This window comes from Clostridioides sp. LIBA-6822, from assembly GCF_056688955.1.
On the sequence record NZ_CP196995.1, the window covers coordinates 3156651 to 3181831 of the forward strand.

At 29.3% G+C, this 25181-nt stretch carries 23 protein-coding genes and 1 other annotated feature; of the genes, 9 read left to right on the forward strand and 14 right to left on the reverse strand.

Translation table 11 applies throughout. The features are described from left to right. The first annotated feature begins 229 nt into the window (after nucleotides 1–229). From ACTG48_RS15265 to ACTG48_RS15295, 7 genes are all read left to right on the forward strand, one after another. Nucleotides 230–1408, forward strand: a complete 1179-nt coding sequence (locus ACTG48_RS15265) for an acetyl-CoA C-acetyltransferase (RefSeq protein WP_479917285.1) — start codon at nucleotides 230–232, stop codon at nucleotides 1406–1408. A gap of 8 nt (nucleotides 1409–1416) precedes the next feature. Further along, entirely contained in the window at nucleotides 1417–2073 is a 657-nt protein-coding gene (locus tag ACTG48_RS15270; protein ID WP_021385432.1) for a CoA transferase subunit A, read from the forward strand. After that, nucleotides 2073–2738 carry a 3-oxoacid CoA-transferase subunit B gene (locus tag ACTG48_RS15275; RefSeq protein ID WP_021385507.1) on the forward strand — a complete coding sequence of 222 codons (666 nt, stop codon included), beginning with the start codon at nucleotides 2073–2075 and terminating at the stop codon, nucleotides 2736–2738. Before ACTG48_RS15270 ends, ACTG48_RS15275 begins: the two co-directional genes overlap by 1 nt. 85 nt (nucleotides 2739–2823) lie before the next feature. Next, the gene (locus ACTG48_RS15280; RefSeq protein WP_021385548.1) at nucleotides 2824–3600 is read left to right on the forward strand and encodes a 3-hydroxybutyrate dehydrogenase; all 777 of its coding nucleotides are present in this window, start codon (nucleotides 2824–2826) and stop codon (nucleotides 3598–3600) included. Between the two features lie 59 nt (nucleotides 3601–3659). Beyond that, nucleotides 3660–4994: a GntP family permease gene (locus ACTG48_RS15285; RefSeq protein ID WP_021385488.1), complete on the forward strand. Its 1335-nt coding sequence runs from the start codon at nucleotides 3660–3662 to the stop codon at nucleotides 4992–4994. A gap of 407 nt (nucleotides 4995–5401) precedes the next feature. Next, nucleotides 5402–6298, forward strand: a complete 897-nt coding sequence (locus ACTG48_RS15290; RefSeq protein WP_479917286.1) for a CAP domain-containing protein — start codon at nucleotides 5402–5404, stop codon at nucleotides 6296–6298. Nucleotides 6299–6670: 372 nt separating this feature from the next. After that, nucleotides 6671–7162: a methyltransferase family protein gene (locus tag ACTG48_RS15295; protein ID WP_479917287.1), complete on the forward strand. Its 492-nt coding sequence runs from the start codon at nucleotides 6671–6673 to the stop codon at nucleotides 7160–7162. Between the two features lie 176 nt (nucleotides 7163–7338). Here ACTG48_RS15295 and nifJ read toward each other — a convergent pair whose 3' ends face one another. The 5 genes from nifJ to ACTG48_RS15320 all read right to left on the reverse strand — a co-directional run bounded on the left by nifJ (nucleotide 7339) and on the right by ACTG48_RS15320 (nucleotide 14921). Continuing rightward, nucleotides 7339–10878, reverse strand: a complete 3540-nt coding sequence (gene nifJ / locus ACTG48_RS15300) for a pyruvate:ferredoxin (flavodoxin) oxidoreductase (protein ID WP_479917288.1) — start codon at nucleotides 10876–10878, stop codon at nucleotides 7339–7341. Nucleotides 10879–11395: 517 nt separating this feature from the next. Next, nucleotides 11396–11965: a phosphate propanoyltransferase gene (gene pduL / locus ACTG48_RS15305; RefSeq protein WP_021385571.1), complete on the reverse strand. Its 570-nt coding sequence runs from the start codon at nucleotides 11963–11965 to the stop codon at nucleotides 11396–11398. A 72-nt stretch (nucleotides 11966–12037) separates the two neighbouring features. Further along, complete coding sequence (locus ACTG48_RS15310; protein WP_021385359.1) at nucleotides 12038–12646, reverse strand: flavodoxin family protein; 609 nt, start codon at nucleotides 12644–12646, stop codon at nucleotides 12038–12040. Between the two features lie 7 nt (nucleotides 12647–12653). After that, on the reverse strand, nucleotides 12654–14417 hold the full coding sequence (locus ACTG48_RS15315; protein ID WP_479917289.1) for a GAF domain-containing SpoIIE family protein phosphatase: 1764 nt from the start codon (nucleotides 14415–14417) through the stop codon (nucleotides 12654–12656). A gap of 42 nt (nucleotides 14418–14459) precedes the next feature. After that, nucleotides 14460–14921, reverse strand: coding sequence for a hypothetical protein (locus ACTG48_RS15320; protein WP_021385435.1), 462 nt, complete (start codon nucleotides 14919–14921; stop codon nucleotides 14460–14462). 191 nt (nucleotides 14922–15112) lie between these two features. Here ACTG48_RS15320 and ACTG48_RS15325 point away from each other — a divergent pair, with 191 nt between their 5' ends. Beyond that, complete coding sequence (locus tag ACTG48_RS15325) at nucleotides 15113–15574, forward strand: hypothetical protein (RefSeq protein WP_021385554.1); 462 nt, start codon at nucleotides 15113–15115, stop codon at nucleotides 15572–15574. A 92-nt stretch (nucleotides 15575–15666) separates the two neighbouring features. Here ACTG48_RS15325 and ACTG48_RS15330 read toward each other — a convergent pair whose 3' ends face one another. The 5 genes from ACTG48_RS15330 to hpt all read right to left on the reverse strand — a co-directional run bounded on the left by ACTG48_RS15330 (nucleotide 15667) and on the right by hpt (nucleotide 19162). Continuing rightward, nucleotides 15667–15837 (reverse strand): hypothetical protein, encoded by a 171-nt coding sequence (locus ACTG48_RS15330; protein WP_021385572.1) that lies wholly within the window; start codon nucleotides 15835–15837, stop codon nucleotides 15667–15669. 189 nt (nucleotides 15838–16026) lie between these two features. Next, nucleotides 16027–16248, reverse strand: a complete 222-nt coding sequence (locus tag ACTG48_RS15335) for an alpha/beta-type small acid-soluble spore protein (protein ID WP_003416009.1) — start codon at nucleotides 16246–16248, stop codon at nucleotides 16027–16029. 83 nt (nucleotides 16249–16331) lie between these two features. Beyond that, nucleotides 16332–17558 carry a BaiN/RdsA family NAD(P)/FAD-dependent oxidoreductase gene (locus tag ACTG48_RS15340; protein ID WP_021385378.1) on the reverse strand — a complete coding sequence of 409 codons (1227 nt, stop codon included), beginning with the start codon at nucleotides 17556–17558 and terminating at the stop codon, nucleotides 16332–16334. 54 nt (nucleotides 17559–17612) lie between these two features. Next, nucleotides 17613–18545, reverse strand: a complete 933-nt coding sequence (locus ACTG48_RS15345) for a phosphatase PAP2 family protein (protein WP_479917290.1) — start codon at nucleotides 18543–18545, stop codon at nucleotides 17613–17615. Nucleotides 18546–18634: 89 nt separating this feature from the next. Then, nucleotides 18635–19162: a hypoxanthine phosphoribosyltransferase gene (hpt, locus tag ACTG48_RS15350; protein WP_044213776.1), complete on the reverse strand. Its 528-nt coding sequence runs from the start codon at nucleotides 19160–19162 to the stop codon at nucleotides 18635–18637. Between the two features lie 228 nt (nucleotides 19163–19390). Between hpt and ACTG48_RS15355 the strand changes: the two genes are divergently transcribed. Beyond that, nucleotides 19391–20467, forward strand: a complete 1077-nt coding sequence (locus ACTG48_RS15355; RefSeq protein ID WP_479917291.1) for a pyridoxal phosphate-dependent aminotransferase — start codon at nucleotides 19391–19393, stop codon at nucleotides 20465–20467. A gap of 84 nt (nucleotides 20468–20551) precedes the next feature. Here ACTG48_RS15355 and ACTG48_RS15360 read toward each other — a convergent pair whose 3' ends face one another. The 4 genes from ACTG48_RS15360 to ACTG48_RS15375 form a co-directional block, all read right to left on the reverse strand. Next, the gene (locus ACTG48_RS15360) at nucleotides 20552–21760 is read right to left on the reverse strand and encodes a dicarboxylate/amino acid:cation symporter (RefSeq protein ID WP_021385368.1); all 1209 of its coding nucleotides are present in this window, start codon (nucleotides 21758–21760) and stop codon (nucleotides 20552–20554) included. 160 nt (nucleotides 21761–21920) lie between these two features. Beyond that, on the reverse strand, nucleotides 21921–22310 hold the full coding sequence (locus ACTG48_RS15365; protein ID WP_479917292.1) for a YkvA family protein: 390 nt from the start codon (nucleotides 22308–22310) through the stop codon (nucleotides 21921–21923). A gap of 103 nt (nucleotides 22311–22413) precedes the next feature. Continuing rightward, a complete protein-coding gene (asnA, locus tag ACTG48_RS15370; RefSeq protein WP_021385601.1) occupies nucleotides 22414–23415 on the reverse strand; it encodes an aspartate--ammonia ligase in 1002 nt (333 codons plus the stop codon). Nucleotides 23416–23473: 58 nt separating this feature from the next. Continuing rightward, nucleotides 23474–23729: a binding site (T-box leader), on the reverse strand. A gap of 131 nt (nucleotides 23730–23860) precedes the next feature. Then, on the reverse strand, nucleotides 23861–25051 hold the full coding sequence (locus ACTG48_RS15375) for a MalY/PatB family protein (RefSeq protein WP_479917293.1): 1191 nt from the start codon (nucleotides 25049–25051) through the stop codon (nucleotides 23861–23863). Nucleotides 25052–25181: the final 130 nt, after the last annotated feature.

A 25181-nucleotide genomic window follows, 5' to 3' on the forward strand; every position in this document is an offset into this window, starting at 1 on the left:
TTTCTGTCCTATAAATTTTTCTTATACACTATATAAAAAATTAGACTTAGACAAAACGCTTTTTTCGCCGTAATCTATAATTAGAAACAGGAAAACCTAAAGCATTAGGAATAAAAATAATCGAAATACTTAAAATCAAGCTTGTATTAGAAGTAATTTATTATAGTGTTCCATAATCTTTTTATTCAGAAAATTTTTAATTATCATTCAAGAAAGGTAGCTATTAGAAATGAAAAATGTAGTAATCGTATCAGCAGTCAGAACACCTACAGGAAGTTTTGGAGGGGTATTTAAAAATACTTCTGCTGTCCAACTTGGAACTATCGCTGTTAAAGAAGCGATATCACGTATAGGTCTTAATTTATCTGAAATAGATGAAGTAATAATTGGAAATGTATTACAAGCAGGACTTGGACAAAATGTCTCTAGACAAATTGCTATAAATGCAGGTATACCAAATTCTGTCCCAAGTTATCCAGTAAATAAATTATGTGGCTCAGGACTTAAAAGTGTTCAACTAGCTGCTCAATCAATCTCATCTGGAGAAAATGATGTAGTCATCGCAGGTGGTACTGAAAATATGAGTCAAGTTCCTTATATTGTCCCAACTGCTCGCTTTGGTAGTAAGATGGGCAATATAACTATGGTAGATAGCATGTTAACTGATGGTCTTATTGATGCTTTCAATCAATACCATATGGGGATAACTGCAGAAAATATTGCCACTAAATTTGAATTTACTAGAGAAATGCAAGATAATCTAGCATTAGAAAGTCAAAATAAAGCTGAGAAAGCTATAAAAAGCAATCGTTTTAAAGACGAAATCGTTCCAGTAGATATTTTAGTACGCCGTGGTAAGGTAGAGACCATTGATACAGATGAATATCCTAAATTTGGTATGACATTTGAAGGCTTATCTAAGCTTAAGCCTGCATTCAAAAAAGATGGCACTGTAACAGCTGGAAATGCATCAGGTATCAATGATGGTGCAGCTATGTTGATATTAATGAGTCAACAAAAAGCAGACGAACTAGGAATTAAACCACTTGCTAAAATAAAGTCATATGCATCGGCTGGTGTTGAACCTGAAATAATGGGTACTGGTCCAATTCCTGCGACTAGAAAAGCACTAGAAAAAGCTGGACTTAATATTAATGATATAGACTTAATAGAGGCAAATGAAGCATTTGCTTCTCAAGCACTAGCTGTTAAAAACGAACTTCAAATAGACTCATCAAAGTTAAATGTTAATGGTGGTGCAATAGCATTAGGACATCCAATAGGAGCAAGTGGTGCTAGAATACTTGTTACCCTACTTTATGAAATGCAAAAACGTAAAGCTAAAACTGGTCTTGCAACGCTTTGTATTGGTGGCGGTCAAGGAATATCAATGGTGGTTTCACGATAGGAGGAAATATGAATAAAATAGTTAGCATCAATGAAGCTCTATCTCATGTAAAAGATGGAGATACAATAATGGTTGGTGGATTCATGGCTAATGGTTCACCAGAAAGTTTGATTGATTATTTATGCAATGAGAATATAAAAGATTTAACACTAATTTGTAATGATACTGGCTTTATTGACAAAGGTGTTGGAAAAATGGTTGTAAATAAGCAGTTCAAAAAGATAATTGCTTCCCACATAGGATTAAATAAAGAAACTGGTAGACAAATGAATAATAATGAAACAGAAGTTGAATTGGTTCCTCAAGGAACTCTTGCTGAACAAATACGTGCAGCTGGTTATGGCTTAGGAGGTATCTTAACACCTACTGGTATTGGTACTCTTGTTGAGGAAGGAAAGCAAAAAATCGTCATAGATGATAGAGAATACCTTCTTGAAAAGCCAATTCATGCAGATGTCGCTCTTCTATTTGCATCAAAGGTTGATAAGGCAGGTAATCTCGTTTATAAGGGTTCTATGAACAATTTTAATAATTTAATGGCTTCAGCTGCTAAGATTACAATAGTTGAAGCAGATGAAATAGTTGAAATTGGCGATATTAACCCAAATGAAGTTACTACACCAGGTATTTTTGTGAATTACATCGTTAAAGGGGGTAATTTATAATGGATAAATTAGAAATACAAGAATATATTGCAAATAGAGTTTCTAAGGAATTAAAAGATGGAGCTGTTGTAAACCTTGGTATAGGTCTACCAACTAAAGTAGCAAATTATATTCCAGATGATGTAAACGTTATCTTGCAATCTGAAAATGGTTTTCTAGGTTTAGGAGCAGCTGAAAATAGTAATTTAAGTGATGAAACCATTGTAAATGCTGGTGGTCAGCCAGTTACTATACTTCCTGGAGGGTGTTTCTTTGATAGTGCTACATCTTTTGGAATAATCAGAGGTGGTCATGTAGATATAACAGTTCTTGGTGCACTTCAAGTTGATAAATATGGCAATATAGCAAACTATATGATTCCAGGTAAGATGGTTCCAGGTATGGGAGGAGCTATGGACCTAGTAACTGGAGCTAAGAGAGTTATTGTAGCAATGGAACATACTTCAAAAGGTTCTGCAAAAATATTAAATAATTGTACTCTCCCACTTACTGCAACCAATGCTGTAGATTTGATAGTTACTGAAATGGGAGTTATGGAAGTAACATCAGATGGAATTTTACTTAAGGAAATAAATCCTGCTTTCACATTGGATGATGTTATTTCTGCTACTGAAGCACCTTTAATATTATCAGATTCATTAAATGGAAACATATCTGTTGTTTAAATTGATTAAAAATAAAAATAATTTAAATTATTTAAATTATTTAAAATATTAATATAAAAATAAAATAAAATTGGAGGAAATGAAAATGGTTAAAGATAAAGTTGTATTCGTAACAGGAGCTGCAAGTGGAATAGGTAAGCAAATAGCTGAATCATTTTTAAAAAGTGGTGCTAAAGTAATGTTCTCTGACATAAATCAAGAAGCCTTAAACAAGGTTACAACAGAACTACAAAAAGAAGGCTATGATTGCATGAATGTAAAGTGTGATGTAACTAAAGAAGAAGAAATTAACCACGCTATAGACAAAACTGTTGAAAAGTATGGCAGATTAGATATATTAATAAACAATGCTGGACTTCAACATGTTTCTATGATAGAAGATTTTCCAACTGATAAATTTGAATTTATGATAAAAATAATGCTAACAGCTCCTTTTATAGCTACTAAAAAAGTATTCCCTATAATGAAAAAACAAGGATTTGGTCGTATAATAAATATGGCTTCAATCAATGGTGTAATAGGATTTGCTGGTAAAGCTGCTTATAACTCAGCAAAACATGGTCTTATAGGCTTGACAAAAGTTGCTGCCCTTGAAGCTGCTGATTCTGGTATAACAGTTAATGCTTTATGCCCTGGATATGTAGATACTCCACTTGTTAGAGGTCAGTTTAATGACCTTTCAAAAACTCGTAACATACCATTAGAAAATGTCTTAGAAGAAGTTTTATACCCACTTGTACCACAAAAACGTCTATTAGATGTTCAAGAAATTGCAGATTATGCTATGTTTTTAGCAAGTGATAAAGCTAAAGGAATTACAGGACAAGCTTGCCTACTAGATGGAGGATATACTGCACAGTAGATTATATTTAGGTCTTGAAGAAACTATTCTTCAAGTCCTTCTAATAAGGAGGTATATTTATGAGTATTATCGCACCAATTGGTATAATTATTGGTATTATAGCTATTATATATTTTTCAGTTAAAGAAATTCATATAACTATAGCTGCTCCAATAGCAACTTTAATAGTTGTTCTCTTAAATAGAATGGATATTGTAACATCTATGCTAGGTGCTGGTAAAAATAATTACATGGGAGCACTTGGAAACTATATAATGAGCTATTTTGCAATATTCTTATTAGGCTCAATACTTGCTAAATTTATGGAAGAAAGTGGAGCCACTGTATCTATAGCAGATTTTATTTTAAGCAAATTCGGCTCTAAGCATCCTTATAGAGTTTTAGTTGCTATATTCATAGTAAGTTTTATATTAACATACGGTGGTATAAGTTTATTTGTAGTTATGTTCGCAGTCATTCCACTTGCAAGAACTCTATTTAAGAAACTTGATATTTCTTGGAACCTTATTCAGATACCTCTTTGGCTTGGAATTGCGACAATTACCATGACTATGATTCCTGGAACACCAGCCATTCAAAATGTTATTCCTATTCAATATCTAAATACTTCTCTTACTGCAGCTATTATACCAAGTATTGCAGGTAGTATCGGTTGTGCTGTGTTTGGACTTGTCTACATGAAATATGCTCTAAACAAAAGTATTAAAAAAGGTGAAACTTATGCAACTTATACTTCAGAATCAGAAGAAGAATCTTTAGATAGAGAATTACCAGGATTTTTTGCCAGTATTTTTCCTCTATTAGCACTTGTAATTATAGCAATAGTTGGAAGTACTTTTGGTTCAGAGTTTTTGAAAAAAAATGTAATTTACATAGCTTTAATTGTTGCAATTCTTTTATCTGCATTTTTATTCCGTAAATTTTTATCATCCAAGATACAGACACTGAGCATAGGAGCTAGTGGTTCTATAGGACCTATATTTGCAACATCTTCTGCTGTTGCATTTGGAGCAGTAATAATGACCGCACCAGGTTTTAATGTCTTCAGTAAACTTATTATGTCAATACCAGGTAGCCCACTTATAAGTCTTACTGTATTAACTTCAACAATGTCAGCAATAACAGGTTCATCTTCTGGTGCATTGGGAATAGTAATGCCAAACTTCGCAGATTATTATTTAAGCACTGGTCTGAATCCAGAATTAATTCATCGTGTTGCTACAATAGCTTCAAATATACTTACTATAGTTCCACAAAGTGGTGTTTTTCTTACATTCTTAAGTTTATCTAAGTTAACACATAAAACTGGATTTAAAGAAACTTTCATTGTAGTTGCAGTTGGCTCATTAATAGCAGAAATCATAGTAATTACGTTAGGATTACTTCTATATTAAACTAAAATATATTATAATTTATCATATAAAAGGTCATCTATTCTAGTAGATGACTTTCTTATTTCTCAAAAGCTTAAACAATGATAATATATTATTGGTATTAAGTCATATATTGAATAAATCTCAATAACTATATAAAAAATTTTATAGTAGCCATAAATTTACATGGTGAGATTATTATAAAAATATTTTTTTCTCTATACTAGTAATTCCATACTATACAGATTTATAACATAAATTATCGAATGCTCCGAAATATACCTATTTATTCCATGTATATTTTTTTTACATATCTTTACAGTAAAAAAATGCTTGTTCTTATGTTAGTATAGATGCACGGGTACCCCTACACTAAAGGTTACAAATTAGTAACATTTTTAGAATTTTTAGATTGAGAGGTGTTTATAATGAGAAAAAATATACCAACAAAATTAAAAACTATGTTAGCTTTAGGAGTGTTAACCTTAGCTACAGCTTCTAGTGCTGTTACTGCAAGTGCTTCATCACTTGAAAACAATGTAAATCTAAGTAACAAAAGTTTAGTATACAGTAATACTAAATACAAATTTTCAGCAAAACCAAATTGTTCTGTAAAACCAGAGCTTAAGCCTGATAAAGATAATTCTTGCAAAGATAAGAATCATAATGACAAGAATTGCAATAACACTAACAAACCTGAGGACAATAATAATTCTGGTTCTACTAACAAACCTGAAGATAATAATAACTCAGATTCTACTAATAAACCTGAGGACAATAATAATTCTGGTTCTACTGATAAACCTGAGGATAATAATAACTCAGATTCTAACAAACCTGAAGATAACAATTCAGGCTCTACTAATAAACCTGAGGATAACAACAACTCAGATTCTAATAAACCTGAAGATAATGATAATTCAGATTCTACAAATGGAAATTTTTCAGCTTATCAAAAGGAAGTCGTTGACTTAGTAAATATAGAAAGATCTAAAGCTGGATTAAATCCTCTTACACTTGATTCTTCTGTATCAAATGTTGCTACAAAGAAATCTCAAGATATGATTGATAACAATTATTTTTCACATAATTCTCCAACTTATGGTTCTCCATTCGATATGTTGAAGAAGTTTGGGATAAGCTATAAAACAGCTGGTGAAAATATAGCTATGGGTCAAAAAACTCCAAAAGAAGTTGTAAATGCATGGATGAATTCTGAAGGTCACAGAAAAAACATACTAAATCCAAATTTTAGTAAAATAGGTGTTGGAGTAGCACAAAAAAGTAGTGGTTCAATTTATTGGACACAAATCTTTGTAGGATAAAATACTCTTTTTCAATATACATCAAAAGAGTATCTCTAAATGATTAAAAAAATCACAAATGAGGTACTCTTTTGTATCTATATTCAAAACTATTAAATACAAATAAATACAGTATAAACATTATTTAATAATATATACTTTAAAAGTCATTCGTAAAAAAATCAAAGCTTCCTTCAGGTGCCATTAAAGTTCTATCTAAAATTAAACTTAATGCTTTTAATTTACGATGTCTTTCTTCTTTATCCCAAGTAAAAATACCTGGGTCAAGTAAAAACGTGAAAACAGATAAAATTATTTCTGCCTTTTTACAAAAAGGGCCAAAGAAAACCCACTACAGCCTATCTAGCATTTATAATAGCTTACGCTCTTGAAATGTTTGGTATACCAATGAGTATGTATTTCGTAGCATGGTTTTTTTGCAAACAATTACCAGATGGCATCTTATGTGGACATACATTAAATCAATATATTGGTCACCTCAGAATGTATATATGTATAATCTTAAATGTCATAGGTGCCTTACTAGTGGTTTTGGGCTGGAGAACAATATATAAAAAATATTGGAGATATGAGAATGGAAAAGGAATATTAGTAACAAAGGGAATTTATAACCATATAATACATCCACAATATACATGGCGTTTACTAATAACACTTGGTATGATATTTGAATGGGCAACTATTCCTCTTTTAATCATGTGGCCTATACTAGTAATTGTATATTATAGATTAGCAAAGAAAGAAGAAAATGAGATGATAAATGAATTTGGAAATGATTATATTACTTACTGTAAAAAAACTGGAATGTTTCTTCCTAAAATATCACTTAAAAAAGATATTCAAAATACAGAAACAAAATTTTAATATTTTATAGAAAAAGGAGGTGTCTCAAATGAATTTTTTAGTTCATGAGGCACTCTTTTTTGTATGAAATCAAATATATTTTTATCATTTCAACAATAAAAAAGAGCTTATCTCTATTTTGAGATAGCCCCTTTTTATTAAATCTATACTTTACATAAGCTTATAACACTTTAATATTATTCAGCTAATTTTTTATATCCTTCATATCTTTCTTTAGCATCAGCTTCAGCTTTAGTAAATAATCCCTCAGCTTGCTCTGGGAATTGCTTAGCTATAGCAGAGTATCTTACTTGTGCAAGTATGAAATCTCTGAAGCTTGCAGTTGGTTCTTTAGAGTCTAAAGTGAATGGGTTTTTACCTTCAGCTTTCACTTCTGGATTGAATCTGTATAAATGCCAGTATCCGCAAGCAACAGCTTGTGCTTCGTTAGCTACAGTTCTTCCCATACCTTCTTTTAATCCATGGTTTATACATGGAGCATAAGCTATTATTAAAGATGGTCCATCATGTTTTTCAGCTTCTAGAACAGCTTTGATAAATTGGTTTTTATCAGCACCCATAGCAACTTGAGCTACATATACGTTTCCGTAAGTCATAGCCATCATTCCTAAATCTTTCTTTCTAGATTGCTTACCTGCAGCAGCAAATTTAGCCATAGCAGCAGCTGGAGTAGCTTTAGAAGCTTGACCTCCTGTATTTGAGTATACTTCTGTATCAAATACAAGTACATTTACATTTTCACCAGATGCAAGAACATGGTCTAATCCACCGTAACCGATGTCATATGCCCAACCATCTCCACCTAGTATCCATTGAGATCTCTTAACTAGATAATCTTTTCTATCCTCGATAGCTTTTACTAATTCTTTAGCTTTTGCATCTGTACAATCACAAGCTGGTTTTGCTAATAATTCAACAACTTTAGCACTTGCTACTTTAGAAGCTTCTCCATCATTTCTAGAATCTAACCATTCTGTAAATACTGCTTTAGCATCTTCACAGATATCCATAGAAACTAATTCTGTCATAGCATCTACTATTTTTCCTCTTATTTGTTTAACAGCTGTGTACATACCAAATCCGTATTCAGCATTGTCTTCAAATAAAGAGTTTGCCCAAGATGGACCTTTACCTTCATGGTTACAAGTATAAGGAGTTGATGGTGCAGAAGCTCCCCATATAGAAGAACATCCAGTAGCATTAGCTATCATCATTCTATCTCCATATAATTGTGTAACTAACTTGATGTATGCAGTTTCTCCACATCCAGCACATGCTCCTGAGAATTCCATTAATGGTTGTCTAAATTGACTTCCTTTAACAGTATTTGCAGGCATAACATCTACTTTTGGAGCTACTTCATCAGGATTTACTGCAAATGCCCAATTATCTAACTCTGTATCAAGTTGAGTATCTATTGGCTTCATAACTAAAGCTTTTTCTTTAGCTGGACATATGTCAGCACAGTTTCCACATCCTGTACAGTCAAGTGGACTAACTTGAATTCTATATTTTAATCCTTCTAATCCTTTACCTAATGCTTTTTTAGTCTCAAATCCTTTTGGAGCATTAGCTAATTCTTCTTCAGTAACTAATACTGGTCTTATACATGCATGAGGACATATAAAAGAACATTGGTTACATTGGATACAGTTATCTGTTATCCATTCAGGAACATCAACAGCTATACCACGTTTTTCGTAAGCTGAAGTACCACAAGGGAATGTTCCATCTTCTATACCATTGAATGTACTTACTGGTAAGTTATTTCCTTCTTGTGCAGTCATTGGTCTTAATATATTTCTTATAAATTCTGGTTCTTTAACTTCTTCTTTATCTGCATCAACAGCATTTGTCCAAGAAGCTGGAACTTCAACTTTAACTAAAGCATTTATTCCTGCATCAACAGCAGCATAGTTCATGTTAACTATTTTTTCACCTTTTTTACCATAAGCTTTAACTATAGAATCTTTTAAGTATTTAACAGCATCTTCTTCTGGTATTATTTCAGCTAATTTAAAGAATGCAGATTGCATTATCATGTTTATTCTGTTTCCAAGACCTATTTCTTGTCCTAATTTAACAGCATTAACTGTATAGAATTTTATATCATTTTTAGCTATATATTGTTTCATATGAGCTGGTAAGTTTTCTTCAATTCCAGCTTGGTCCCATATAGTGTTAAGTACAAATGTACCACCTTTTTTAAGACCTTTTAATAAATCATATTGATAAACATATGATTGTTTATGACAGGCAATATAGTCAGCCTCATCTATTAAATAAGTTGCTCTTATTGGAGTATCACCAAATCTTAAGTGAGACATAGTTATACCACCAGATTTTTTAGAGTCATAATCAAAGTAAGCTTGAGCATATTTTTCAGTGTGGTCACCGATTATTTTTATAGCTTGTTTGTTAGCTCCAACAGTACCGTCAGAACCTAATCCCCAGAACTTACATCTTATAGTTCCTTTAGAAGCTATTTTAATTGGCTCAGCTGGATTTAAAGAAGTATTAGTTACATCATCAACTATACCTACTGTGAATCCATTCTTAGGTTGTTCTGAAACTAAGTTATCAAAAACAGTTTTTATATCTGAAGGAGTAGTATCTTTTGAACCTAATCCATATCTTCCACCTATTATCATAGGAGCATTTTCTTTTCCATAGAATACATCACGTACATCTAAGTATAATGGTTCACCAGTTGCACCTGGCTCTTTAGTTCTATCAAGTACACATATTCTTTCAACAGTAGATGGCATAGCATCTAAGAAATGTTTCATTGAGAATGGTCTATATAAATGAACTTTAACTAAACCATATTTTTCTCCCTTAGCATTTAAGTAATCTATAGTTTCTTCTATTGTCTCTGTTACAGACCCCATAGCTATTAATACATATTTAGCATCTTCTGCTCCATAGTAATCAAATAAACTATGTTTTCTACCTGTTAAATTACTCATTTTTTCCATGTATTTTTCAACTATACCTACTATATTTTGATAGTATTTATTAGAAGCTTCTCTAGTTTGGAAATATATATCTGGATTTTGAGCAGTACCACGAGTAACTGGATGATTTGGAGATAATGCGTTATCTCTAAATGCTTGAACTGCTTCAAAATTTAATAAACTTGCGTAATCTTCATTTTCTAATAATTCAACTTTTTGGATTTCATGTGAAGTTCTGAATCCATCAAAGAAATGTATAAATGGTAATCTACCTTCTATTGCAGCTAAATGTGCAACTGGTGCTATATCAGCTACTTCTTGAACTGAACCAGAAGCTAATAATACACATCCAGTTTGTCTAGCAGCCATAACGTCTTGATGATCCCCAAATATTGATAAAGCTTGAGATGCTAAAGCACGAGCACTTACATGGAATACTCCTGGTAATAACTCTCCTGCAACTTTATACATGTTAGGTATCATTAATAATAAACCTTGAGATGCTGTAAAAGTAGAAGTTAAAGCGCCTCCTTGTAAAGAACCATGGAATGCTCCTGCTGCTCCTGCTTCTGACTGCATTTCAACAACATTAACTTCTTGTCCAAATACATTTTTTCTTCCTTGTGATGCCCACTCATCAACTACTTCAGCCATAGTTGAAGATGGTGTGATTGGATATATAGCTGCTACATCTGTAAACGCATAGGCAACGTGAGCTGCAGCTGTATTTCCATCAAGTGTTTTCATAAACTTAGCCATAATATGTATCCTCCTTGATAGCTACAATTGTACTTGTTTATAACAAGTCTATTTTTTATATTTACATATAATTTACACAACAAAAATATAAACACACATATAGTCGCGCAAATACTCTATCTTCTAATATAATACTACAGATTAGATAAAATTCCTTTGAAAATTGTAAATTAATTACATATTTAAGTAGATTTTTTTTTAAATTAAATATGTTAAGTTTTCTTCATAATTTTGTATACAATATATAATAAATTAAGTTAGATTTTTCAAACTTTTTTATCTATTTGTATATATTGGTCTAAAGAGTAAAATAGTTATCTTTATATATGCAAATTTTTATATATATAATTTTACCATATTACATTATGTTTTTGTAAGTTTTTATTATATTTTTCATAATACCCCTTTATTTTATAAATTAATCTAATAGATTAATTTTATCAAATAGAAATTTATTACATTTAAAAAAATATGCTAGCAAATAGAGCATCCACTAGCATAAATTTCATTTATAATATTAATCAACTATTAATTCTACTAACTCTCCATTTTTAACTCCTGCTGCATTTCCTTCTTCCATGTCAACATGCATTTCTAGATTGAAGCTATCACTAGCTCTTACTAATACATTTTCAAATACTAATGCTCTTGGTCCAGAAGTTTTAACTTTTACTATTTGCTTATCAGCTACACCAAATTTAGCAGCGTCTTCATTGCTCATATGTATATGTCTAGAAGCAACTATAACTCCTTCTTTCATTTCTACTTCTCCAGCAGGTCCTACTAATTTAACACCTGGAGTTCCAGCTATATCACCAGATTCTTTTATTGGTGCTTTTACTCCTAATGGGAATCCATCTGCTAAAGATATTTCAACTTGAGTGTGAGCTCTAGCTGGTCCTAATACTCTAACTCCTTTTAAAGTTCCTTTTGGTCCTACTAAATCTACCTTTTCTTCACAGGCATATTGTCCTGGTTGAGATAATGGTTTAAATTTAGTTAATTCATGACCTGCTCCAAATAATACGTCTATATCAGCTTGACTCAAATGAACATGTTTATTAGATAATGCTATTGGTAATTTCATTGAAATTCCCTCCTTTTAATTATTTTAAATTATTGCAATACAATTATACATAATATTACCTACAAAATCAAATTATATTGAATCAATATATATCTTTAAATTTTTATATATTATATCTTTAAATTCTTGATTATCTGTGTAAGGTATATTGTCTGTATTATTTAAATATATATTGTGTAAAAGTTTAGTATTTATACTCTTAAAGAAAAAATCCATGACAATCTGCCCACCTTTAAATTGTGAATCATAGGATTTACTACCTCCTACTGCAATATACATACCAATACGTTTCTTATTCCTATCAATTGAGGGCTTCTTTAGCACATATTTACTTGCATATATAGCTTGAGTTCTATCAACAACAGTTTTTAATTTAGCTGAGATTGAATCAAAGTGTACAGGGCTTATCACGATAGTTCCTTTTGATTCATCAAACATTTTATATAATGGTTTCATGTCATCATTAAACTTGCAAAAACCTGTTTTTTCACAAAATCCACATGCTGTACAATATTCAATATCCATATCATATATGTTAAATATTTTGCTACTCAATCCACTCTCTTCTAATTTAACCTTTACTTCATTTGCTATAAAACTGCAATTTTTATTATTTCTTGGGCTTCCATTTATTATCATAATCTCTGGACTTTTAAGTTGTTTTTTATCATTTAAATCCATAATCAATCTACCTATCCTTTAACATAACGATTAAAATATCATCATCATAATTATCTTTTGATGAGAAATTCTTTAAATCTAATTTTAGATTTTCTACTATTAACTGCTGATTCAATCTAAAGTTTTCTTTTAGAAAGTTTTCTAATCTATTTATACCATATTCTTCTTTTGATGTATTTTTTATCTCTAAAATTCCATCAGTGTACATACATACCATTGCATAATCTTCCATTGAAAGAGTATTATTTTCATAAGTAGCATCTTCCATTATCCCAATAGGTATTCCTTTTTTACAATTCAAATTAGTTTCTATCGTCCCATCCTTCTTTACAACTACAGGACTGTAGTGACCAGCATTAGATACTGTAATAATATTTTCTTTAGTATCTATAGTACCTATCAAACATGTTGTAAATACACCCATTTTATCAAATTCATCATACAACATGCTATTTAAATGTGTCATTATTTCTCTTGGTGTATTATATTGATTGCATAATACTTTAAAAGCTCCTTTTATCATCGCAACAACATAATTTGATACCATTCCATGTCCCATTACATCAGCTACAATATAAACTATGTGTTCATCATCTACCCTTGTAGCATAATAAAAATCTCCTCCTACTACTCTTGCTGGTTTATGATAAAAATAAAGCTCTTTCTCATCATTACAATCCATTTTTCCTTTGTCCATAATAAGTTGTTGCTGTTTATTTAATATATTCAACTCATTTTCAAGAACTTTGTGTTTTACTTCTTTTTCGTTGTGCTCATATAATTGCATTCCAACAGAAACTTGTTTGGACAATATACTAAGAATATTTAAATCATCACTAGTATAGTTTTTACTGTTTGCACAAACTATACACCCTATAGTCTCATTCTTATCCTGAAGTTTATAATATATATAACTTTCCAAGTTTATTCCCTTTTTTGAACATGGTTTTAAGTTATTTAGGTATCCTCCCAATGACTCTTTCTTCAAAAATGTATCAAGCATAGGGTATAAATTGGTTTTCTTTTTTTGCTCAGTATTATAACAGCTAAATATTTTATCCTTATTTTCATGACCAGTTATAATTATTAAAGCTTCTTTACTATTAGTAATATTGCAAGCTTGTTTACTTAAATTTTCTAAAAAACCATCTATACTCTTATTAAGGTATAATTTTTTAGTAGCTTCATTTATAGCACTTATTGAACCTCTTAACTTATCAATTAAAATTTGTACATTATTGTTTTTATTAGTTATTTCTATTGATAAACTTAGAAGTGATGCAACAGAGGATATAAAGTCTATATCTTGTTCTGTTAAATAATCCTCCTCTTTTAAAAAGCAAGTCATAAATCCAACAACTACATTGTTTATTATAAAAGGAAAAACTATTCTCCCAATATAACCTTCAGATTTTGCTAAATCTCGTTCACCTTCTGCTCTAGAATCTTCAAATACATTTTTTACATATATTATCTTCTTTTCATTTACAGCTTCATGTATATATTCTGGATACGTGTCAAAATCAATCTTTGCACCTTTAAGACTATTGATTGGAAAAATTTGAGGTACATATTCTAAGGTTTGTGAACATACTAAGTAGGCATGTTTAGAATCATTTTTATAGAATAGATTTACACATGCCTTTGTAGGGTGAACAACCTCTAACATTTTTTCTATTATGTCGTCTTTTATATTAAAAAAATCTGTAGATTCAGTCACCATAGCGGATATTTCCACTAAATTCTTCATTTTATAACTGCCATTAGTCATACTCAATTTCTCCCCCTATATATTAAACTATTTATTAGTATTTTAACATACATTCTTTATAGTAAAAACAAAAACAACGACAAAACTAGCAACTAATATCCAGTTAAATCCTGTCAATAATCCTATAAGAAGCAATGTAATTAGTGCATTTAGACCTGTTCTTCCTTTTTCATCCATAAAAGTAATTTTAGAGATGTCTATATTATTCTTTACATTATTTATATGTTCTTTTACTTGTTCTTCCATATTTCTCTTATATAGAATATAAACCACACCAATTAAAAACACTCCTATACCTAAAACCAAATTTAAATTAAATGCTAGCATAAGTAATATTGAACCAAAAACTAACTTTAAAAGTTTAAAAAATACGCTGTCTATTTTTAAAGTTATATTTCTGATTTCTTTACATTCATCTCTTAAAGAATATCCACTTGAATCTAAATTATTAATCTTTGTTTTTACAATTTCAGAATAGAAAAGCTTTATTATCCCATTTAACATTTTCATCACTCCTAAATATTTTACATATATTTGTAAGTTTTACAATTATAATATTTTTTATACTTGGTAATAATAAAAAATAACAAATATTTTATAATTTAGTATTTATTGTAAATAAGTTAGTAAAACTTTATAGGCTAAGTATAAATTTTTTAAAATAAATATTTTTACAATTAGAAGGAAGTGGTTGTGTGCAAATAGAACAACTTGATTTAGAAACAAGAAATAAAATATACTGCTATACTAAAAAAATACTTAGGAAATACCAAAAAGGTATAACATCTGGTAAATTAACCGCAGATAAATTTGCAGATAATATATTATCTCAAGGTTTTATTAGTAATATACTTGATGAAAAAATAGTCAAGGAGTACGACTTTAAATTATCTTATATAGACTATATAGAAACTTTGATAAAAATACAAAATGAAAATTTATCTAACTCTAGAAAAAAATTTACTAAGTCTGTAGAGTGTTTCAACATCTCTCAAGTAATCCAATTAAAAAATTTACTAAATGATACTGGTTATAATTTATTGATTCCATATAAATACTTAACTTCTAAGGATATAGAAGGAATCGTTACTCTTATTAATACTGGTTCTATTGAGCTTGGAAATGAGAGAATCTATAATTATATATCCAAAGTATGATAATATAAAATTATTATAAAAAGGCAATTTATTTAATAAAAACTATTTTTAATATTAAATAAATTGCCTTTTAATTTTTTAATCAAAGATTATTATCCAAGAGCTTTTTCTAATTTAGATAAATGTTGTATTGGATAATATCTCAATAGCTCTTTGAATTGTTCTACTGATAGACCTTCTGTTGTTGTGTATATTCTTATCTTTTCATCTAAGTCACTATTAATAAATTTGTTTTTTAAATCCTCAAAATTTACGCTACTCATTTTACATCACTCCTTATGTAACATATTCATTTGTATTATTTTATCCAAATTCCTAAAATTTATTACATAAAAATGCACCTATGTAAAATTTAATAAAAAAAAGCTATCTCAATTTAGAAATTACTTTCTATATTTGAGATAGCTTTAGCTAAACTAATAGCCTAATAGTTATAAATAATTATTTATTAACTATCTGTTGCTTTTTCCAGCCATTTGTTGTTCAGCCATTTCAACTAATTTTTTAGTCATGTATCCACCTACATAACCATTTTCTCTTGCAGTAAGGTTTCCTTTATCAACTTGTTGATAATTACTCATACCAAGTTCGTTAGCTATTTCTAATTTCATTTGGTTTAAAGCCTCTTTTGCTCCTGGTACTACTGTTCTGTTGTTGTTATTGTTACTTGCCATGTTGATTACCTTCCTTCTGTTTAATTTATTTTGTGTTGCTGATAATATTATGTGATTTTAAACATTTTTAATTCAGGTAATTTTTAGCAATTAAAGCCTGCTAAATATCCAGTAGAAAAAGCTATTTGTAAATTGAATCCTCCTGTATATGCATCTATATCTATTATCTCTCCAGCAAAAAATAGACCTTCTACTAATTTTGACTCCATTGTACTTGCATTTATCTCATTTACTTTTACACCACCAGAAGTTATTATAGCTTCATCAATAGGTCTGTATCTTTTTACAGTAAACTTTAAATTTTTTAGTAAATGAACTAAGTTTTTTCGCTGTTCTCTAGAAATTTGGTGAACAACTGTATCTGGATTAATATCACTTAAATTTATTATTACAGGTATAAGTTTTTTTGGAAGTAAATCGTCCAATGCTTTTTCAAATTTTTTATTTGTATACTTTGTGAAATCTTTTTGAACTCTTTTATCCAGCTTTTCTTCGTCTAATGCTGGTTTTAAATCCAACAATATAGTGTAATTTTCTTTAGTTGTATCTTTCATTCTACAACTTGCAGATTTTATTATAGGTCCATCTAAGCCAAACTTAGTAAATTCAAGTTCTCCAAAATCACTATAAACTTTCTTTTGTTTGCTATTAAATACTCTTATCTCAACATTTCTTAATGATAATTTTTCCAAATCTTTTATAAAGCTTTCTTGTATTTCAATACCAATTAAAGATGGCTTTGTATCTACAATAGTGTGTCCCTGAGAAGCAGCAAATTTATATCCATCACCAGTAGAACCAGTAAGTGGATAACTTAATCCTCCAGTTGCTACTATAACTGAGTCGCACTTGATTTCTTTTTTATTGGCTAGAACTACTTTTTCAATTTTATTATTTTTAGATATTATTTTTTCTACTTTCGAATTTAATAATATATCTACTTTCTTGTTTTTAAGTTGTTTTTCAAGAGCCTTTACAACATCAAATGCTTTATCACTTTCTGGAAATACTCTTTTTCCTCTTTCTGTTTTAGTTTTTACACCAAGATTATTAAACATACTTATTACATCATCATTTGTAAAAGTATAAAAAGCACTATATAAAAACTTTCCATTTGTAGGAACATTTTCTATTAGTTCTTCTATATCACAAGCATTAGTTATATTACATCTACCTTTTCCTGTTATCGAAAGTTTTTTACCTAATTTATAATTTTTCTCAATTAATGTTACGTCAAATCCTCTTTCACATGCAGTTGATGCTGCTATCATCCCTGCTGGTCCTCCACCTATTACTACTACCTTTTTCAAATAATCACTCTCTTCTTCCCTTAATTTTTTAAATTAAACTATTAATTTAATAATTTAATTTAATTTCAAAAGTTTAAATAATGCAGGAGCTCCTGCTACTCCATAAAAAACAACTACAGTATTCTTTATAAAGTTCATAAAAATTATACTCACATTGGAATCACTTAGATTTAAAGTAACAATTAACATTGAAATAAATACTTTAATACCGATATATAACATGCCTATTGTTACTATCCCAATCAAAAACCTACATATTCTTGAAAATATTATATTTTTACTGTTTTTATTTTTACTACTAAAATTAATTTTTTTTGTATTATTATCTGTATTAAATTTAACAAATATATCTTCAACTATATATCCAAATACAAACCCTACTATAATACCAATTTTTTCAAAATACTCAGGACTATTTAGAAATATAGCTACTATTACAAATGGTATTAGTAAAGTTACAAGAAAAATATAATTTTTATTATCATCGATATAGTCAAATATTTTTACAAATATCACTGTAAAAAATATACCTAATATCCAGCCAGCTATTACGTCTATAGGCCAATGAACTGCCAAATATAGTCTAGAAAATCCAACGCCTAAGACCATTACTGCACCTATTAAGTGAATATATCTATTTTTAAATATAGTCATAATGCTAACCCAAAATGTAGTTGCAGTTTGAGTATGAGCACTTGGGAAAGAGTAACCACCAGCAGTAGAAACTCTCAATGACTCAAGACCTTTTATTCCTATTGGTCTTGGTGCTTTTACAAATTCTTTGATTCCTAAATTTACAACAAAGTTTCCAATTATAGCAAACAATATTTTCTGCCCACATTTTTTATTTATACACCAGTAAATGATTGTTGTAATTAATATTAATAGTGGTGCTTCTGTACTTATTGTGAATACAAGAAATATAAAGTTCAAAATTGGATTTCTTAAATTTTGGAAAAATAATAATATACTTAATTGAATATCCATATAGATGTCTCCTTCACTAAAATTTTATATACTTAATTAAAAAGCACTAACTCCCTTAGAGATTAGTGCTTTTAATTCACATTTAAGTCTTATTCTACATCCTCAACTATACCTATATAAGGCAAATTTCTATACTTCTCAGCATAATCTATTCCATAGCCAACAATAAATTTATCTTCAATAACAAATCCCACATAGTCTACAGGTATATTAGCTTTTCTTCTTTGAGGTTTATCAAGTAAAGTACATAGTTTTAAACATTTTGGGCTTCTAGTCTTTAAAGCTGCAACCAGGTTGCTTAATGTCAATCCAGAATCTATTATATCTTCTACAATTAACACATTCTTTCCTTCAATATCTACATCTAAGTCTTTTAATATTTTAACTGTTCCAGAAGATTCTGTTGAACTACCATAACTTGTAACACTCATAAAATCTATATTTACATCTAAATCTATACATCTTATTAAATCTGAAACAAATACACTAGCTCCTTTAAGGATACCTACTACTAGTAAATCTTCACCTTTAAAATCTTCTTCTATCTTTTTCCCTAATTCATAAACTTTTTCTTTTATTTGTTCTTCTGTCAACATTTTTCCTGTAATTTTGTACATCTTGTATCCTCCCGCTTTCCATCTATTAACCTATATATTATAGCATATCAAAATATCAATTAAAATATTTTTCATCATTTTTGAACTCAAAGTAACAGCTTATCCATACTTTTTTGCTTTTTATCTTAAAAATTTGGAATAAACATTCCTTTGTATTATAATCTATATGTACGTATATTAATCAGTTATTTTTATCAATTATATAATTTTATTTTTGGAGGTACTTTTATGAGCACAAATCATGGAGCTAATTTATATAGTTTATCTAGTAAGTATGGCTTTTCAAAGGAAGAATTTATGGATTTTAGTTCAAATATCAATCCTTTTGGTACATCAAGTTTAGCCAAACAGTACATTGTAAACAATATAGATATGGTATCTATGTATCCTGACCCCGATTACATAGACTTAAAAACTTCTATATCCAATTACTGCAAATGTTCTATAGATAATATAGTACTTGGTAGTGGAGCTACAGAATTAATTTCATCATTTATACATACAATTAACCCTAAACAAGCACTTTTACTTTCTCCTGCTTATTCAGAATATGAAAAAGAGCTATCTAAAATTAATTGTTCTATAGATAAATACTTTGCCAAAGAAGAGGATAATTTTCATATAAATTTAGAAAATCTTATAAAAACTATTAACTCTAAAGATTATGATTTGGTTGTAATCTGCAACCCTAGCAATCCTACTGGATTTGCATTTACTAAAATAGAAGTGAGAGAGATTTTAAAAAACACAGACTCATTTTTGATGATTGATGAGACTTATGTAGAGTTTACTGATACAGACATATACTCTTGTACTCAATTAGTTGATGATTATCATAATTTATTTGTTATAAGAGGTACATCAAAATTTTTTTCAACACCTGGCATAAGACTTGGATATGGCCTTATATCTAACACTGATGTTAAAACTGAAATAAATAAAAATCTAGATTTATGGAATATAAATATAATAGCTTCCAAAATGGGAGAAATCATGTTTAGTGATTCAAATTTTATATCAAGCACTATTTCTTTAATGAATACTGAAAGAGATTATTTACTTAAAGAACTTAAAAACATTAAGCACTTAGATGTGTATGATACTAAAGGTAATTTCATACTATGTAAAATTAAAACAAAGGAATTTACTGCTAAAGCTCTTCGTGAGAAATTAATTCCTCAAAAGATAATAATAAGAGATTGTTATTCATTTGAAGGTTTAGATGAATATTTCTTTAGAGTATGTATACTAAAACCTAATGAAAACAAATTATTAATATCATCTCTTAAATCAATTTTCAAATAGAAAAATCACTTTATTTTATAACTCTATATAATATAAAAATGAGTTATCTCTATACGAGATAACTCATTTTTATTTATTAACAAACTAAGCACTTTGCTTTTCTTTGTTTCCTTTTTTACTCATTCCATCATTTATTTTATCAACAACTGCTGCTATTGCATTATCTCCTGATACATTACATGCTGTACCAAAACTATCTTGAGTTAAGTATAAAGCTATCATTAAGCTCGCAAGACCACCATCTGATGGTATTCCAACCATTGGTAAGAAAGGAAGTGCACTCATTATAGCTCCCCCTGGTGCTCCTGGTGCTGCAACCATTGCTATACCTAACATTGCAATATAAGGGAATAATACACCTATTCCATGTGGCATACCATTCATCATTAAAACTGCTGTTGTGAATCCTGTTATTGATATCATACTACCTGATAAATGTATTGTTGCACAAAGAGGCACAACAAATTCTCTAATTTGCTTACTTACTCCATTTTTTTCTGCACAACCAACGTTAACTGGTATAGTTGCTGCTGAAGACTGAGTACCTATAGCTGTTAAATATCCAGGTATTTGATTTTTTAACATTTTTACTGGATTTTTTCCTGAAAACATTCCTGATGCTGTAAATTGACATGCCATATACACAAAATGTAAAGGTATTACCACTAAATAAACTTTCCAGAATACCCCTAATATTGTCCATACTTGCCCTGCTATAGTTATATTTGCAAAAGTTCCTGCTATGTATAAAGGTAATAAAGGTATAATTACTGTTGACAACGTTTTCGTCACAATTTCTTGGAATTCTTGGAAGAATTTAAATAAAGTTTCTCCCTTTCCATGATTTCTTAAAGCTGATATTCCAAGTCCCATTACAAATGCAAACACAATTGCTGCTGTTACATCTACCATAGGCTCTAATGGAATTGTGAAGATTGGAGCTAACATTCCTGCTTCTGGGTCTCCAATTTGACTTGCTACACTTGCATCAATAAAATTTGGGAAAATTAGCATAGATACTGCAAATGATAATAACCCTGCAATTAGAGTAGAACCATATGCTATTGCTGTAGTTATTCCTAATAATTTTCCTGCTCCTGTTGCTAAATCTGCTATACCTGCTGTTACAAACCCTATAATTATAAATGGTATGACAAACTTTAGGAATGCTGAGAATAGAGTACTAACTGTTACTAATATTTGTACAAGTATTTCTGGTGCATAACTTCCGATTAAAATACCGACTATGATACCGATGATTAGTTTGGGCACTAAACCTATTTTTTTCTTCATAATATTTACCCTCCATAATTTTTTTAAATTAAGCATCCTTGTACATTGAATACTTAGCTAAATATTGGATATCCACTTATTATGATAATAGAGTTTTAACTGTCCGTCAACAATTTAACCAGTTTTTGTTAATAAAAAAAAGAATAACATATATAAATTGTTATTCTTCTTCATCTTTTATAGAAAATTCTACATTTTCAATTATATTTGAATGTTTATCTTTTTTTGTAATATTTCTATATCTATTAATTTCTTCATTCACAATACCTATACTCCAAATTAATACTATAATATCGTCTATAAATCCAAATGCTCCAGTAAGCATCTCCGGGATTATATCAACTCCAGATACAAAGTATGATATAGTGAAAATCAAAACAGAAACTACTTTTACTTTATAAACTATATTGATTCTTTTATCAGTCATAAAATCAGGTAGTTTGAGTAAATCAAATATAAAAAGTAAACCAAATTTAGCATTTTTAAATCTCACTAAAATTTTTTTTAAAAAATCTAAAATTATATTAACGACTCTTTTTAGAGATTCCATATTTACCACCTCTTATAATTATAGGTTATTCTACATTATAACCGATATAATTAATTTGATGAGTATATTAGCTATAAATTTTATCAATTAGTATATATTTAAATTATAATAATTCAATTCCTGCACTACTACAATTTTTAATCATATCTTGTGGCCATACTCCAACTTGTACTTCTCCTATATGAGCTTTTTGTAAGAAATACATACATATTCTTGACTGACCAATACCTCCACCAATTGTATATGGAAGTTCACCATTTAAAAGCATCTTATGATAATCAAACTCTTTTCTTTCTTCACATTCAGCCAGTTTCAATTGTCTATCAAGAGACTCTTCATCAACCCTAATTCCCATTGAAGATAGTTCTAATGCAGAATCTAAAACAGGGTTATAAAATAATATATCTCCATTCAATTCCCAATCATCGTAGTCAGGGCTTCTTCCATCATGCTTTTCTCCTGACATTAGTGTCTTTCCTATTTGAGTTATAAATACAGCTTTCTTATCTTTTACAATTTTATCTTCTCTTTCCTTTGGAGATAGTTCTGGATACATATCTTCTAACTCTTGTGATGTTATAAATGTTATTTCTTCTGGCAATATTTCTTTTATACCTTCATACATGCTACATACAAATATTTCAGTATCTTTAAATACTCCATACAATCTTTTTACAATATCTTTCAAAGTTTTTTCATTTCTGCTACTTTTATCTATCACCAATTCCCAATCCCATTGGTCTACATAAAGAGAATGTATGTTATCTAATTCTTCATTTTTTCTTATCGCATTCATATCTGTATATAAACCACTACCAACTTCAAAGCCATATTTTTTAAGAGCTAATCTCTTCCATTTTGCAAGTGATTGAACAATTTCTGCATTTTTATTCATAAATGGTATATCAAAACTTACAGCCTTTTCTCCATTTAAATTATCATTTGCACCTGTTTCAGGTAATACAAATAATGGAGAAGAAACTCTTATTAGATTTAGCTCATTACTTAATCTCATTTCAAAAAAATCTTTTAATTTTTTTATAGCTACTTGTGTATCAATTACATTCAAACTACTTTTATAATCCTTTGGTATTATTGTACTCATATTATTCACTCCCTAGATTTATATATTTTTCCATTAAAAAAACCTCTCATCCCTATATAAAAGGGACGAAAGGTTATCTTTCCGCGGTACCACCCTGATTAGTTTAAAATAAATTTAAACCCAGCTCATAATGTACAGATATTACTCGATACATCCCAATATGATAACGGTTTGGTTCCGACTAAGCCTACTATTTTAAAATTTCGGTTAGCAACTCCAGGATGTTCTTCATTATAGACTTCATATTGGTCTCACACCATCACCAACTCGCTTTAACTACATTCTATAACTACTCTTCCTTTCAAAGTCTTTAAGAATTTAATCTAATAAAATTTAACTCTCTTATGTTTTCTATTTATTCATAATAGTATGATAAGTGATTAGTTAAAATTTGTCAAGTTTAATATTTTTTATTTCTATACATCCTATAAATTTTTACATATACTTATAAATTTTCAAATGTAGCCTTTAATCTATCCATACATTCTTTTAATAAAGACTGTGGGCATGCTACATTTATTCTTTCAAATCCTATTCCTTGTTTTCCAAATATATAGCCTTCATCAAATAATACATTAGCTTTCTTAAACATTAAATCTTCAAGTTCTATTTCATTCAATCCATATGCAGTAAAATCTAACCATGCTAAATACGTTCCTTCTGGATAAACAAGTTTTACTTTTGGTAAATTTTCTTTTAAGTATTCATCAATAAATTTTATATTACTATCTAAATATTCATTCAATTCATTAAGCCAACCTTCACTTTCATTATATGCTGCTATAGTAGCCACAATAGCAAAAGGATTTGGTGAAGTTCCAACTCCAACAGCTGTGACCTCTTCTTGATATTTCTTTTTTAATTCATTATTATTCACTATTATATTAGATAGTTGCATTCCAGCCAAATTAAACGTTTTACTTGGTGCTATACATGTAACTATTTTATCTTTATATTCTGGGCATAATGATTGTAAAGGAGTATGTTTAAATCCTTTTCTAATTAAGTCAGAATGTATCTCATCAGCTATTATCCATAAGTCATATTTTTTGCATATTTCTACAACTTTTTTTAATTCATCTTCCCTCCATACTCTGCCCACAGGGTTATGAGGACTACAAAGTATAAGTACTTTATTTTTACTACACTTAGCCTTTTCTTCTAAATCAACATAATCCATTCTATATGTGCCATTCTCATATATCAGAGGATTGTTTACAACTTCTCTATTATTACTTTTTATCTTAGCTTCAAATGGATAATACACTGGTTTTTGAACTATTACACCTTCATTAGAATCGGTTAATATTCTTACTAAAATAGCAACAGCTGGTACAACTCCTGGGCTAAAAATAATATCTTCTCTGTTTATCTCCCAGTTAAATCTTCTTTTATACCAACCACAAACTGCATTAAAGTATCTCTCGCTGTCATTAGAACTGTATCCAAATATTTTGTGGTCAACTTTTTTATGTAATGCTTCTATTATTGGCTCTGCACATTCAAAATCCATATCTGCAATCCAAAAAGGTAAACCATCTTTTTGTGCTTTTGGTGAACAATTAGTTCTAAAGTCCCATTTTACACAATCTGTCCCCACTCTATCTATTACTCGGTCAAAATTATATTTACTCATTTTACTCCTCCTAAAAATATAAATTTTATAATTATTACGTATATTACTAGATGTAATTTGGTGTCATTTTACAATTCTACATATTATAATAGTAACACTTTTTTGTCCAATAGATTAAAAATATACTTAT

Coding starts and splice junctions, on each gene's coding strand:
- ACTG48_RS15265 (WP_479917285.1), top strand. CDS start 230: ATGAAAAATGTAGTAATCGTATCAGCAGTCAGAACACCTACAGGAAGT.
- ACTG48_RS15270 (WP_021385432.1), top strand. CDS start 1,417: ATGAATAAAATAGTTAGCATCAATGAAGCTCTATCTCATGTAAAAGAT.
- ACTG48_RS15275 (WP_021385507.1), top strand. CDS start 2,073: ATGGATAAATTAGAAATACAAGAATATATTGCAAATAGAGTTTCTAAG.
- ACTG48_RS15280 (WP_021385548.1), top strand. CDS start 2,824: ATGGTTAAAGATAAAGTTGTATTCGTAACAGGAGCTGCAAGTGGAATA.
- ACTG48_RS15285 (WP_021385488.1), top strand. CDS start 3,660: ATGAGTATTATCGCACCAATTGGTATAATTATTGGTATTATAGCTATT.
- ACTG48_RS15290 (WP_479917286.1), top strand. CDS start 5,402: ATGAGAAAAAATATACCAACAAAATTAAAAACTATGTTAGCTTTAGGA.
- ACTG48_RS15295 (WP_479917287.1), top strand. CDS start 6,671: ATGTTTGGTATACCAATGAGTATGTATTTCGTAGCATGGTTTTTTTGC.
- nifJ (WP_479917288.1), bottom strand. CDS start 10,878: ATGGCTAAGTTTATGAAAACACTTGATGGAAATACAGCTGCAGCTCAC.
- pduL (WP_021385571.1), bottom strand. CDS start 11,965: ATGAAATTACCAATAGCATTATCTAATAAACATGTTCATTTGAGTCAA.
- ACTG48_RS15310 (WP_021385359.1), bottom strand. CDS start 12,646: ATGGATTTAAATGATAAAAAACAACTTAAAAGTCCAGAGATTATGATA.
- ACTG48_RS15315 (WP_479917289.1), bottom strand. CDS start 14,417: ATGACTAATGGCAGTTATAAAATGAAGAATTTAGTGGAAATATCCGCT.
- ACTG48_RS15320 (WP_021385435.1), bottom strand. CDS start 14,921: ATGTTAAATGGGATAATAAAGCTTTTCTATTCTGAAATTGTAAAAACA.
- ACTG48_RS15330 (WP_021385572.1), bottom strand. CDS start 15,837: ATGAGTAGCGTAAATTTTGAGGATTTAAAAAACAAATTTATTAATAGT.
- ACTG48_RS15335 (WP_003416009.1), bottom strand. CDS start 16,248: ATGGCAAGTAACAATAACAACAACAGAACAGTAGTACCAGGAGCAAAA.
- ACTG48_RS15345 (WP_479917290.1), bottom strand. CDS start 18,545: ATGGATATTCAATTAAGTATATTATTATTTTTCCAAAATTTAAGAAAT.
- hpt (WP_044213776.1), bottom strand. CDS start 19,162: ATGTACAAAATTACAGGAAAAATGTTGACAGAAGAACAAATAAAAGAA.
- ACTG48_RS15355 (WP_479917291.1), top strand. CDS start 19,391: ATGAGCACAAATCATGGAGCTAATTTATATAGTTTATCTAGTAAGTAT.
- ACTG48_RS15360 (WP_021385368.1), bottom strand. CDS start 21,760: ATGAAGAAAAAAATAGGTTTAGTGCCCAAACTAATCATCGGTATCATA.
- ACTG48_RS15365 (WP_479917292.1), bottom strand. CDS start 22,310: ATGGAATCTCTAAAAAGAGTCGTTAATATAATTTTAGATTTTTTAAAA.
- asnA (WP_021385601.1), bottom strand. CDS start 23,415: ATGAGTACAATAATACCAAAGGATTATAAAAGTAGTTTGAATGTAATT.
- ACTG48_RS15375 (WP_479917293.1), bottom strand. CDS start 25,051: ATGAGTAAATATAATTTTGACCGAGTAATAGATAGAGTGGGGACAGAT.